Source organism: Rhodococcus sp. SGAir0479 (assembly GCF_005484805.1).
Classification (GTDB): Bacteria; Actinomycetota; Actinomycetes; order Mycobacteriales; family Mycobacteriaceae; genus Prescottella.
The window spans coordinates 4724098-4737023 of record NZ_CP039432.1 but is presented as its reverse complement, the minus strand read 5'-3'; the positions used below and the strand labels follow the sequence as shown (position 1 = coordinate 4737023).

11 protein-coding genes are annotated in these 12926 nt (G+C 68.3%); 4 read left to right on the top strand and 7 right to left on the bottom strand.

Translation table 11 applies throughout. The features are described from left to right. Nucleotides 1–409 precede the first annotated feature (409 nt). Nucleotides 410–1870: an MFS transporter gene (locus tag E7742_RS21990; protein WP_254699109.1), complete on the top strand. Its 1461-nt coding sequence runs from the start codon at nt 410–412 to the stop codon at nt 1868–1870. Here E7742_RS21990 and E7742_RS21985 read toward each other — a convergent pair. After that, nucleotides 1813–2445 (bottom strand): TetR/AcrR family transcriptional regulator, encoded by a 633-nt coding sequence (locus tag E7742_RS21985; protein ID WP_254699108.1) that lies wholly within the window; start codon nt 2443–2445, stop codon nt 1813–1815. The two genes, E7742_RS21990 and E7742_RS21985, sit on opposite strands and share 58 nt — an antisense overlap. A gap of 83 nt (nt 2446–2528) precedes the next feature. Here E7742_RS21985 and E7742_RS21980 point away from each other — a divergent pair, with 83 nt between their 5' ends. Next, nucleotides 2529–4868, top strand: coding sequence for an arylsulfatase (locus tag E7742_RS21980; RefSeq protein ID WP_137800877.1), 2340 nt, complete (start codon nt 2529–2531; stop codon nt 4866–4868). A 234-nt stretch (nt 4869–5102) separates the two neighbouring features. On the opposite strand, the gene E7742_RS21970 is transcribed toward E7742_RS21980, so the two are convergent. From E7742_RS21970 to E7742_RS21945, 6 genes are all read right to left on the bottom strand, one after another. Continuing rightward, the gene (locus E7742_RS21970) at nt 5103–6020 is read right to left on the bottom strand and encodes an alpha/beta hydrolase (RefSeq protein ID WP_137801351.1); all 918 of its coding nucleotides are present in this window, start codon (nt 6018–6020) and stop codon (nt 5103–5105) included. Between the two features lie 198 nt (nt 6021–6218). Continuing rightward, nucleotides 6219–7388 carry a lipid-transfer protein gene (locus E7742_RS21965; protein ID WP_137800876.1) on the bottom strand — a complete coding sequence of 390 codons (1170 nt, stop codon included), beginning with the start codon at nt 7386–7388 and terminating at the stop codon, nt 6219–6221. Continuing rightward, complete coding sequence (locus tag E7742_RS21960; RefSeq protein WP_137800875.1) at nt 7385–7807, bottom strand: MaoC family dehydratase; 423 nt, start codon at nt 7805–7807, stop codon at nt 7385–7387. The genes E7742_RS21965 and E7742_RS21960 overlap by 4 nt, the downstream gene beginning before the upstream one ends. After that, nucleotides 7808–8857: a bifunctional MaoC family dehydratase N-terminal/OB-fold nucleic acid binding domain-containing protein gene (locus E7742_RS21955; protein WP_137800874.1), complete on the bottom strand. Its 1050-nt coding sequence runs from the start codon at nt 8855–8857 to the stop codon at nt 7808–7810. It abuts the gene before it with no gap. Then, on the bottom strand, nt 8854–10002 hold the full coding sequence (locus tag E7742_RS21950; RefSeq protein ID WP_137800873.1) for an acyl-CoA dehydrogenase family protein: 1149 nt from the start codon (nt 10000–10002) through the stop codon (nt 8854–8856). The genes E7742_RS21955 and E7742_RS21950 overlap by 4 nt, the downstream gene beginning before the upstream one ends. Next, on the bottom strand, nt 9987–11087 hold the full coding sequence (locus E7742_RS21945) for an acyl-CoA dehydrogenase family protein (RefSeq protein WP_137800872.1): 1101 nt from the start codon (nt 11085–11087) through the stop codon (nt 9987–9989). The genes E7742_RS21950 and E7742_RS21945 overlap by 16 nt, the downstream gene beginning before the upstream one ends. Before the next feature lie 256 nt (nt 11088–11343). On the opposite strand from E7742_RS21945, the gene E7742_RS21940 reads away from it, so the two are divergent. Next, entirely contained in the window at nt 11344–11745 is a 402-nt protein-coding gene (locus E7742_RS21940; protein ID WP_137800871.1) for an ArsR/SmtB family transcription factor, read from the top strand. Further along, entirely contained in the window at nt 11742–12839 is a 1098-nt protein-coding gene (gene arsB / locus E7742_RS21935) for an ACR3 family arsenite efflux transporter (RefSeq protein ID WP_137800870.1), read from the top strand. The genes E7742_RS21940 and arsB overlap by 4 nt, the downstream gene beginning before the upstream one ends. Nucleotides 12840–12926 lie beyond the last annotated feature (87 nt).

The window sequence follows — 12926 nt, the reverse complement described above, 5'->3', positions numbered from 1 at the left end:
GCCACCGCCGACGTCCGCAGCCGAGACCGAGGACGACATCGGCAAGCTATCAGTCAGTGACTTAAATCGTCAAGACACTGCCTTAAATCCCTCGAACACGCTGCACTTCAACAGCATTGACGACGGTGTTCAGGCGCGGAGCGCAGCGGCCGCTTCCACTGAGTGGGACCTGCGTCACAGAGCGGCGGATGACGAGGACTAAGGTCCTGTTCCTGGGCACCGCCCGCCCCTTTCCGTCGAAACGCCACCGCCAGGCACACCCCTTTCGACGACGAACGAGTCTGCGTCCCCGTCTCGTGACGCCGCAGCCCTCGTCGCTCTCCGCACGACACAAAGGACAACGATGGCGCTCGCCCTCACCCCGATTCGAGGCACGGTTCCGCGTGCCCGGAGCTTTGCCGTACTCGCCGTGATCATTTTCTTCTCCGAGATCGCGACCTTCGAGATCCTCATGGTCTACCCGGCCATGCCGCACATGGCCCCGGCGTTCCAGACCCTGAACATCGCGTGGGTGGTCTCGATCGTCACCCTCACGGGCGCGACGCTGATGCCGTTGATCGGCAAAGCGTCGGACAGGCTCGGAAAGAAACGTGTCATCCTCGGACTGGCCGTGGTGTTCGTCATCGGCAGCATCGTCTGCGCAACGGCGACATCGTTCGCCGTCCTGCTCGTCGGGCGGGCACTGCAGGGCGTCCTGGTGGGTATCGTCGCACTGTCGTACAGCCTCGTCCGCGACATCATGCCGCGGGACTTCGTGCCCGTCGCGCTCGGTATGGTCGCGACCGGGATCGGAATGTCCGCGGTCGCAGGGCCGTTCGTCGCAGGCTGGCTCATCGACGGCTTCGGATTCCACGGAATCTTCTGGTTCATGGCGATCTACCTGGCGGTGCTGATCCCGCTGTACTGGGCGGTGGTACCGGAGAGTCCTGTCCGGACCGATCGTCCGGTGGACTACCTGGGTACCGCACTGCTCGGCCCCGGCGTGGCGGTCCTGTTGCTGGGCATCACGAAGGGCAGCTCGTGGGGATGGTCCGCGGGTAGCACCCGCGGGCTGTTGCTGCTCGGCCTCGTGATGCTGGCCGCGTTCGTCGCCTGGCAACGCGTCGCAACGCACCCGTTGATCGACCTGAAGATCCTCTTCGGCCGCAAGTTCGGGCCCACGGTCCTGGCCGTCGCCGGCCTCGGCTACATGATGAACGCGCACTCGCTTCTCATGCCGACGCTGTTGCAGACTCCGTCGGGCATCCCGGGAATCTCTTACGGCGCCGGTCTTTCCGCAACGCAGTACGCGCTGTGGACCTGTCCGTTGGGTATCGCGGCGATGGTCGCCGGACCACTCGGTGGCTACCTCGCCAAGCGGATCGGTGCGCGGCAGGTCCTGCTCGGATCCGGCGGGTTCTTCCTGGTCGCGATGGTCCTGGGCAGCAAGCTCTTGACGTTGACGTGGCAGGTGGCACTGCTGAGCGCGATCGCCGGCTTCGCCGTCGGCTTCCTGCACTCGTCCAACGCCAATCTGGTGCAGGATGCCCTGCCCCCGGAGACGAGCGGCGTCGGGACCGCCATCGCCGGCGTGACGATGCAGCTGTGCTCGGCGGTCGCCGTGACGGTGACGGGCGTGGTGATGTCACACCACGTGCTGTCCGTCTCGCCGAAGACGCATGCCGTCCTGTACGCGGACGAGGCGATCTCGCGCGGGTTCCTCTACGCGGGCGCTGTCGGACTCGTCGGGATCGCGGTCGCGCTCGTGATGAGGCACGGGCGGACGCCCGCGTCCGGCGGCATGGGCGCACCCACAGCCGGCGCCGACGCCGATCAGTCCGAGGCGGAGTCCGGCACCGTCAACGCCCCCACCGACATGTCGACCAGGTGATGAACGGTCTCGTCGAAGTCCGCTTCCACCAAAGGGATACCACTGTTGCGCCGTTGCTCGAACACCGCGAGCGCGGAGACCGCCATGTTCAGCATCAGGTCCACCCGAATGACCGCGACCCGGCGCGGCAGGTGCTCGAGCGCCCGCATGAGCCGCGTGGAGACCTCGCGGCTCACCTCGGTGACGTCGGAGAGATCGGAGTTGACGATGTCCACCGACGGCGAGACCCGGGCGATGAACTGCGCGTAGTACGAATCGGTTCCCGACGTCCGCAGGTAGTCCGCCAGCGGGACCACCACCGCTTCGACCAGGCCCCGCACGTCGTGGCCCCGGCCCTCCGCGTCCAGACGTGCGAGGAAAGCGGCGCGACTGCGATTGATCTCCCGCATGCGCCGGCGGAAGACCTCCAGCACCAGGCCGTCGCGTCCCCCGAAGTGGTACTGCACCGCGGAGTTGTTCCGCTGACCGGCCGCGGCGGCGACGTCCCGCATCGACACCCCGTCGATGCCGCGCTCGGCGAACATGCGCTCGGCGACCTCGATCATGGCGGTTTTCGCGTTTCCAGGGTTCGACACGCCGAGAGAGTAGTAAGTCAACGCTTTAAGGGTCAAGGCGCCGCCTGTACCCTCCGCTGTTCCACCCCTCAGAGAGGTGCACCATGAATCGTCACTCGATCCCCGTCGTCCGCACCGACCCACAGGTGTCCGCTGCGGTCGACTACCGCAACCAGCAGGAGGCCTTCACCCGGCCGCAGCCCGTACGGCCACCAGAGGGCGCACCGAACGTTCTGCTGGTGATGCTCGACGACGTCGGATTCGGCGCACCGTCGGCGTTCGGTGGGCCGTGCCGCACCCCCACGGCCGAGCGGCTGGCCGCGGACGGTGTCAAGTACACCCGCTTCCACACCACGGCGCTGTGCTCCCCGACCCGGGCGGCGACGCTGACCGGCCGCAACCACCACAGTGTCGGGTTCGGAGTGATCGCGGAACAGGCTACGGCCGCACCGGGTTACAACGGGACTCGGCCGGATTCTGCGGCGACGGTGGCGCGCGTGCTGCAGGGCAACGGGTACGCGACCGGCGCGTTCGGCAAGATGCACCAGACCCCGACGTGGGAGATCAGCGAGGCCGGCCCGTTCGACCGCTGGCCCACCCGGGAGGGGTTCGACCGTTTCTACGGGTTCCTCGGCGCGGAGTCCGACCAGTTCTCCCCGGTCCTCTACCGGGACTTCACGGTCGTCGATCCGCCGCGGTCGCCCGACGAGGGCTACCACATGTCGGAGGACCTGGTGGATCGCGCGATCGAGTGGATCGAATCGGTCGGCACGATGGACCCGGACAAGCCGTGGTTCTGCTACCTGCCGTTCGGCGCGTGCCACGCGCCGCTGCAGGTGCCCGACAGCTACCTCGACAAGTACCGCGGCGAGTTCGACCACGGTTGGGATCGGCAGCGGGAGATCACCCTCGAGCGGCAGAAGCAACTGGGCGTGGTGCCCCCGGAGACCGAACTGGCGCCGTGGGCGCCGGACCTGCCGCACTGGGACGAGTTGGACGACGACCGCAAGAAGGTCTCCGCCCGCCTGATGGAGTTGTACGCGGCGTTCCTCGAGCACACCGACGACCAGGTCGGGCGACTGATCGATCGCCTGCAGGAACTGGGCGCCCTCGACAACACGCTGGTGTTGTACATGCTGGGCGACAACGGCGCCTCCGCCGAGGGCGGCATGGAGGGCTCGTTCAACTACCTGGCCGGACTCAACGGCTACAAGCAGACCACCGCGGAGGTGCTGGAGCGCTTCGACGAACTCGGCACCCCGGCGAGCTACCCGCACTACCCGGCGTCGTGGGCGATGGCGCTCGACACCCCGTACCAGTGGACCAAACAGGCGGCGTCGCACTACGGCGGCACGCGTAACGGACTGGTCGCGCACTGGCCGAAGGGCATCACCGAGACGGGGCTGCGGCGCCAGTGGCACCACTGCGTCGACATCACCCCCACGATCCTCGCAGCGGTCGGGGTGCCGGCCCCGGACACTGTCGACGGCGTCCCGCAGAAGCCGATGGAGGGGGTCGCGATGAACTACACCTTCACCGACCCGGCGGCCCCGGACCGACACACCACCCAGTACTTCGAGATCTACGGCAACCGCGGCATCTACGACCACGGTTGGACGGCCGTCACGCTGCACCGGGCGCCGTGGCTGATGGCGACGTACGGCCTGAAACTGCCGGCGTTCGACGAGGATCGGTGGGAGCTGTACGACACCACCGTCGACTGGTCGCAGGCCCGTGACCTCGCCGACGAGTTCCCGGAGAAGCTGGAGGAGCTCAAGCAGAAGTTCCTCGTCGAGGCCGCGCGGTACCAGGTGCTGCCGCTCGACGACCGCACGGTGACGCGGAACGCGGCACCCAAGGACCGTCCGCCGCACCCGCTGCGGGGTCGCACGAGCATCACGCTGTACCCGCACATGAACGGGCTACCGGAGAAGGCGGCGCCGCCGTTCTTCAACCGGTCGTACGTCATCACCGCTTCGCTCGAGACCGGTGGGAAGCCGTGCGAGGGCGTCCTGGCCAGTGTCGGCGGCAGCTTCGGCGGGCTGGCGTTGTACGTCTCGGATTCGAAGCCGGTGTTCTGCTACAACTTCAGCGGTGGCGGGCTCACCTTCGTCCGCCCCGACGTCGCGCTCACCGCGGACACCCGCGAGGTCCGCCTCGAATTCGACTACGACGGCGGCGGAATCGGGCTCGGCGGCACGGCGCGGCTGTCGGTCGACGGCGCCCTGGTGGGCAGTGCCCGCGTCGAGCAGACCACGCGGGCGATCTTCAGCATGAACGAGCAGCTCGACATCGGCATCAACCGTGGCAGCCCGGTGTGCGACGACATCGTGGGCCGTTTCGCGTTCACCGGACGCCTGCACCACGTCCGCGTCGACCTGCCGGGCGAGGCCCGTCCCGAGACAGCAGGCGAGCGGCAGCGGGTGGCTCTGGCGACGCACTAGGCGCTTCGCACCCCGTGCGCCTTGTCAAGGTGGGAACCACCGGAAAGGCGCGCGGCCCCCTGGGCCTTCAGTGAGATCGCGCAAGTCTGGACTGCTCGAGTGCACGGAAGATCGCGCCGGCAGCCTGACGCACCGGCGCGCCGTGCGCCTGGCTGAACTGAACGCGAGACGGTCGGCCGCAGGTACGGCCCCCGCACCGGACGGTGCGGGGGCCGTCGCAGCGACTGCGGCGCCTCATCGGGCGGACGAATCGCCCACCTTCAGGACGTCCCGGATCATCTGCCACAGCTCGAGACGTGCCGGACCGGTGAGCGACAGCTTGGGGAAGGTGAGAAAGCCGTGGAAGAGGCCGTCGAATCGGTGCGCGACAACCGGTACCCCGTCCGCTGCCAGCCGTTGCGCGTAGTACTCGCCGGACGAACACGGGGGATCGAGTTCGGCCGTCACGACCAGCGCGGGAGGCAGCCCCGCGAGCGTCGCCGCCCGGGTGGGAACCACGTACTCGCTCGACCGGTCCTCGGGCGCGTACTGATCCCAGTACCAACGCATCGCATCGGTCGTGTTGTAGTAGCCCACTCCGTATTTCGTGTACGACTCGGTCGTGAATTCGTCGTCGATGACCGGATAGACGAGGATCTGAGCCGCGAGCCGGGGCGCGCCCCGGTCCCGGGCGGCCAGCGCGACCGTGGCGGCAAGATTTCCGCCCGCGCTGTCGCCCGCGAGAGCGATCCGGTCGGGGTCGCCTCCGTACTCGCCGGCGTTGTCCGCAGTCCACAGCAGGGCGGCGTAGACGTCCTCCATCGCGGCAGGCGCCCGATGCTCCGGCGCCAACCGGTAGTCGACCGAGACGATCACGGCGTCCACGGCGTCCGCCATCGAACGGCAGAACTCGTCGTGGGAATCGAGGTCGCAGAACACGAATCCGCCACCGTGCGCGAAGACGATGACCGGCAGCGGATCGTTCGACTCCGAATGCGGTACGTAGACACGCAGCTTCAGGTCCCCACCGGGTCCGTCGATGGTGACGTCGCGAACGGTCGCCATGTCGGGCTGGTACGCCAACGGTGCCCGGCGAGACGCGATCACTTCACGAAGCTCCGCCGCCGGGAACTTGGTGACGTCCGGAAATCCTGCCTCGAGCACAGCGAGCATGGACTCCACGTCCGGGTGCAAATCAGGTCGGCGATCCACTGCCACGTCACAGTTCCTCTCTCGTCACGCAGTCGGCTCGACTCGACGGCCGTCACACGGCCGCCTGCCCGGGCTGATCCGACTCCTCGTGACGCCACCTTCCAGGAGCGCGTGGACGCCCGCAATACCGGCGTCCCAGCGTGCGGGAACTCTCGTGTCCTACGCCGTCAGCACCAGTCCCGAAGTGGGAACGCCGGTTCCGGCGGTGACGAGGACGTTCTCGACATCCGGCACCTGATTGACGGAGGTACCCCGGATCTGACGGACGCCCTCGGCGATGCCGTTCATGCCGTGGATGTACGCCTCGCCGAGCTGACCGCCGTGCGTGTTGATCGGCAGCCGGCCGCCCAGTTCGATCGCACCGTCGGCGATGAAGTCGCGCGCGTCCCCGCGGCCGCAGAAACCGAGTTCCTCGAGCTGCATCAACACGTACGGCGTGAAGTGGTCGTACAGCACCGCGGTCTGCATGTCCGCCGGCTGCAGTCCCGACTGCTCCCACAGCTGATCGCCCACCAGGCCCATCTCCGGCAGCCCGGTCAGGCCGTCCCGGTAGTAGCTGGTCATGATGTACTGGTCCGGCCCGCTGCCCTGTGCGGCCGCCGCGATGATCGCCGGCTTGTTCGGCAGGTCCGCGGCCCGTTCCGGCGACGTCACCACGATCGCGATGCCACCGTCGGATTCCTGGCAACAGTCCAGCAGATGCAGCGGCTCGGCGATGAACCGCGAACTCTGGTGGTCCTCGAGCGTGATCGGCTTGCCGTGGAAGAACGCCTTGGGGTTGGTGGCGGCGTGCTTGCGGTCCGCGACCGCGACGCGACCGAAATCTTCACTGGTGGCGCCGTACACGTGCATGTACCGCCGCGCGACCATCGCCACGAACGACGCCGGCGTCCCCAGCCCGTGGGGGTAGGAGAAGGCGTTGTCGGTGCCCGACGAGTTCACCTGCTGTACCAGCCCGGCGTTGACCTGGCCGAAGCGCGCACCCGAGCGTTCGTTGAACGCGCGATAGGCCACGACGACGTCCGCGACTCCCGTCGCCACCGCCATGGCGGCCTGTTGGACGGTGGCGCACGCCGCGCCGCCGCCGTAGTGGATGCGGCTGAAGAACTTCAGGTTCGGGATGCCCACCGAACGAGCCACCGCCGCTTCGGTGTTGGTGTCCATCGTGAACGACGTCAGGCCGTCGACGTCCGACGGTTGCAGCCCGGCGTCGTCGAGCGCGGCCTGCACCGCCTCGGCGGCCAGCCGCAGTTCGCTGCGGCCGGAGTCCTTCGAGAAGTCGGTGGCACCGATGCCGACGATCGCAGCCTTGCCGGACAGCCCGCTCATGCCCGTCCCCCGTCCGCGTCGTCGTTCATCACCAGCGTGACCGTCGACGTGATGTGGTCACCGAGACTGTCCTGGCCGACCACCTCGACCGTGACCACGCCGTCCACGGCCGAGATCACCTCACCCGACAGATGGAGCGTGTCGTACGCGTACCACGGCACTCCCAGGCGCAGTTTGACGGACGTGAGCCGGGCCCGCGGCCCCGCCCAGTCGGTGACGAACCGCTGCACCAGGCCGGTGTCGGTGAGGATGTTGACGAAGATGTCCTTCGACCCGCGCTGCTGCGCCTTGTCCCGGTCGTGGTGCACGTCCTGGAAGTCCCTGGTGGCCAACGCCGTCGAGACGATGAACGTGGGGTCGCCGTGGATCGACAGCCCCGGGAGCCGGTCGCCGACGGCGATGTCGAGTGCGCTGGTCATCTACGACTCCTTCACCGGACGCCACGCGTACAGCGTCCACGGTTCGTCCCCGGTCTCGTCATCGCCGGGAAAGTCGAGGAACTCCGCCTCCACGGGCAGGCCGACCGTCACGTCGGACGGTGCGACGTCGCGGAGCTCACCGAGCATCCGCACGCCCTCCTCGAGTTCGACGAGCGCCACCACGAACGGCAGCGACCGCCCCGGCACCTTGGGCGCGTGATGGACGACGAAGCTGAACACCGTGCCTCGGCCCGACGCCACGACGTAGTCGGTGGTCTCGGACTTGTCCTTCCAGAGCGCCGGCACCGGCGGATGCTGCAGCGAACCGTCCGGACGCTGCTGGATACGCAGTTCGTGCGCGGCCACGCCGTCCCAGAAGAACTGGGTGTCTCGCGAGGGCGTCGGCCGCAGCATCCGCGTGGGATCGAGATCCTGCGGCACGTTCGTCTCGGCCGAGTGTGACGCCGGTCCGGTCGAACTGTCCGATCGTGAGTCGGTGGGCGGGCGGAACTTGAGGATGCGGAACATCATCTCGGCGACGAGTTCCGTACTGCCGTCGTCCTTCGCGACTCTCCAGAAGTTGCGGGTCGTGAAGAACCAGCCCTCACCGAGCCCGGTCTTCTTGGGGCCGACGACATCGTCGAGCGTCGTCTCGATCGTCACCTCCTCGCCCGGGCGCAGGTAGCGGTGGTAGATCTGGTCGCAATTGGTGGCGACCACCGACGTGTAGCCGGCGTCGTCGAGGATCTGCGTCATCCGACCCAGGGGGTCGTCCTCCTCACGGACCGCGCCGAGACCGCGCATGGTCCACACCTGCGCCATCGCGGGCGGTGCGACGATCCCGCCGTGACCGGCGGCGACCGCCGCCGTCTCGTCCACGTAGACGGGGTTCTCGTCACCGATCGCCTCGAGCCAGTTGCGGATCATCGGCATGTTGACCGGGTCCCGCCCGGCGCGCGGCTTGCTCGGTCCGCCGGCCTTGATCTGCTCGGCTGCGGCGAGAATCTCTGCGGTACCGGGGTTTCCGTCGGGCACAGTGTTCTCGGTCATCGTGGCACCTTCGGCAGTCCCAGTCCGGCCACCGCGATCAGTTCGCGCATGACCTCGTTGACCCCGCCACCGAAGGTGATGACGACGTTCCGCTTCACCTGGACGTCGAGCCAGCGCATCAGCGCCGCCGTCTCGGGGTCGCCGGGGTCACCGTGGGCGCCCACGATCTCGTCGGCGATCCGGCCCACCCGCTGAATGCGTTCGGTTGCAAAGACCTTGGTCGCGGAGGCGTCCGCGACATCGACGTCGCCGGTGGCCGCCGCGACCTGCCAGTTGAGCAGTTCGTTGAGACGGTAGGTGGCGTGGATCTCACCGAGCCCGCGGCGGACGTCGGGCAGGTCCAGCAGGTTCCGCGTCGCGGCCCAGCCGAACACCTTCTCGTACAGTCCGGCGACCCGACCGGCCGGGCCCAGCATGACGCGCTCGTGGTTGAGCTGGGTCGTGATGAGCTTCCAACCCCGATTCTCCTCACCGACCAGCATGCTCGCCGGCACCCGGACGTCGGAGTAGTACGTGGCGTTCACGTGGTGCGCGCCGTCCGCGGTGATGATCGGCGTCCACGAGAAGCCGGGATCCTTCGTGTCGACGATCAGGATGGAGATGCCGCGGTGCCGGGAGTCGGCGGCCCCGGTGCGCACGGCGAGCCAGATGTAGTCGGCGTCGTGGCCGCCGGTGGTGAAGATCTTCTGGCCGTTGACCACGTACTCGTCGCCGTCGCGCACGGCGGTCGTGCGCAGCGCCGCCAGGTCGGTGCCGGCGTCGGGCTCGGAGTAGCCGATCGCGAAGTGCACCTCCCCGGCGAGGATCGCGGGCAGGAACTTGCGCTTCTGTTCCTCGGTGCCGTACACCTGCAGCGTCGGTCCGACGGTCTGCAGGGTCACCGACGGTAGCGGAACATCCGCTCGCACAGCCTCGTTCACGAAGATCTGCTGTTCGATCTCACCGAAGCCGCGGCCGCCGAACTCGACGGGCCAGCCGACGCCGAGCCAGCCGTCCTTCCCCATCCGGCGAATGACCTCACGGTAGGTGGGGCCGTGGCGCTCGGTGAGCATGATGTCCGCCTCTGCCGGCGAGATCAGCCCGGCGAAGTAGCGGCGCAGTTCCGCCTGCAGCTCACGCTGCTCGGGTGTCAGATCGATGAACACCGGGCCCCCACGAGGTCGAGTCGGTACGAGGCGCCGCCGACGAGGCGGGCCAGGTCTTTGGCGATGGAGAAGTAGCGATGCATCGGATACGTGACGTCGACGCCGATGCCGCCGTGCAGATGGTGCAGTGTTCGCATCGCGGCCGGCACCTCGGTCGCGAGCCAGTACGCCGTGACGTCGAGATCGTTGTCGGCCGAGGCCATGTCGACGGCGCTGTCGGCATCCAGTCCTTCGGCCACCCGCCACGCGGACGCCAGCGCCGCGACGTGCAGCGTCCGCGACGTGACGTAGACGTCGGCGATCTGCTGGGCGACCGCCTGGAACGCCGCGAGCGGCTTGCCGAACTGCTCGCGTGTGGTGAGGTGGTCGGCGGCCAGGGCGGTGGCACCGGCGAGGAGACCGTCGGCGTACGCCCCGATGCTCGCGAGCGCGATCCGGTACAGCGTGGCGACACCGTCGAGACCGCCGGAGAGGACGTCGCCGGCGGGGACCCGGACGCCGTCCATCCGAACCGTGAACTCGGGTGCGCCCGAGGAAGTCGCGCTCCGGGTGAGGGTGACGCCGGGCGCGTCGGGCGCCACCGGCACCACGCCGGCATCGGTCGGCACGAGGATGCGGTGCGCGAGATCGGCGAACGGCACGGCGACGGCCAGGCCGGTCACGACGACGTCACCGCCGTCCGCGACCGCGGACGTCGACGGCACCGCCGGGAACGCGGCGCCCGGTTCGGCGAGTGCGGCGGTGAGGACCCGTCCGGCCTGGACGCCGTCGAGCAGGGAGTCCTGCTGCTCGGTCGATCCGAGCGCGAGGACCGGCAGGACGCCGAAGCCGAGAGTCGCCAGCGCCGGGACGGGTGCGGCCCCGCGCCCGATCTCGGTGAGCATCGTCGCGACCTCGAGAAGTCCCAGTCCGTCACCACCGAGCCGCTCGGGTAACACCAGCGACAGCAGGTCCGCCTTGGCGAGGGCCTGCCACAGCTCGGGGCTGAAACCGCCCGGATCGGCGGGATCGCCGGGTTCGCGGGCGAGCAGGCCCACGACGATCTCCGCCACCGTTTCCTGTGTCTGATCCAGAGAGAAATCCACGTTGTCGATCCCGCCTACGATTTAGAACGTGTTCCAGTTGTATCACCTGCAAGGTAGCGGAGAAAGTCCCGCAAGATCGAGAACGTGTTCACCGCGCGGCATCCACGGTCCCGACACCAGCCGTTCGGAGCAGCCCCCCGCCGAGACGGGTCGGCGTGATCGACACCACAACTCGACGACTCGGTGCGCGCAGCCTTCACCCCGACGACGCCGGCCCGGATCGGAACGTTGATTGGATACATGTCAATATCGACAGATGTCGATACAGCTGGAAGCCGGCACCGGCCTGAGCAGTCCGCCCTTGGCGAGGGCACCCCTGAGTGAGGACCGAGCCACGGACCTGGCTCGGATGTTCAAGGCGATCAGCGACCCGACCCGGTTGCGGATGCTGAGCCTCATCGCCAGCCACGAGAACCGGGAGAGCTGCGTCTGCGACATCTCGCCCGCGTTCGAGCTGTCCCAGCCGACGATCTCCCACCATCTGAAGGTGCTGCGGGAGGCCGGTTTGCTCGACTGCGAGCGGCGCGGCACGTGGGTGTACTACCGGGTGATCCCGTCCGCGCTCGCGCAACTGTCGGCGGTGCTGTCCTCCGAAGCGGGTGTCGTCGAGAGCTCTGTCTGCGTGCCCGACGCCGCGATCGCGGAGGCGGCTCGGTGACCGAAACGAGTACACACCCGGCTGTCGCGGGCAAGCTCTCCACCCTCGACCGGTTCCTGCCGGTGTGGATCGGGGTGGCGATGGACGCCGGCCTGCTGGTGGGGCGGACGATCCCGGGTCTCGGGGACACCCTGAGCGCGGTCGAGATCGACGGCATCTCGTTGCCGATCGCGCTGGGCCTGCTGATCATGATGTACCCGGTGCTGGCGAAGGTCCGCTACGACCGCCTCGACACCGTCACCGGCGACCGCAGGATGCTGCTCGGATCACTGTTGCTGAACTGGATCCTGGGGCCCGCCCTGATGTTCGCCCTGGCCTGGGTCTTCCTGCCCGATCTGCCGGAGTACCGGACGGGGCTGATCATCGTCGGCCTGGCCCGCTGCATCGCGATGGTGATCATCTGGAACGACCTCGCGTGCGGTGACCGCGAAGCCGCCGCGGTGCTGGTGGCGATCAACTCCGTCTTCCAAGTGCTCATGTTCGCCATGCTCGGCTGGTTCTACCTCTCGGTACTGCCGGGCTGGCTCGGCCTCGAACAGACAACCATCGACACCTCGCCGTGGCAGATCGCCAAGTCGGTCCTGATCTTCCTCGGCATCCCCCTGCTGGCCGGGTTCCTGACCCGCCACTACGGCGAGAAGGCCAAGGGGCGCACCTGGTACGAGCAGAAGTTCCTGCCTCGGATCGGGCCGTGGGCGCTCTACGGGCTGTTGTTCACGATCGTCATCCTCTTCGCACTGCAGGGCGATCGGATCACCTCGCAGCCGATGGATGTGCTGCGGATCGCGATCCCGCTGCTGGCGTACTTCGCGATCATGTGGGGCGGCGGATACCTGCTCGGAGCCGGCATCGGGCTCGGCTACGAGCGCACCACCACCCTCGCTTTCACCGCCGCCGGCAACAACTTCGAGCTCGCAATCGCCGTGGCGATCGCCACCTACGGCGCGACGTCCGGGCAGGCGCTGGCCGGGGTCGTAGGCCCACTGATCGAGGTGCCGGTACTCGTCGGCCTGGTCTACGTCTCCCTCGCGCTACGCGCACGCTTCACTCCACCCCCAACCACCGCCCGTCCGGCGGCAGTGAAGGAGCCGTGAGACCCACGGCCCAGGTCGGGATCGACACGGTCCGCCCGATCCGCGACGAGATACGGGCCGATGTCGAGGCCCTGGTCGCCGAGCTGA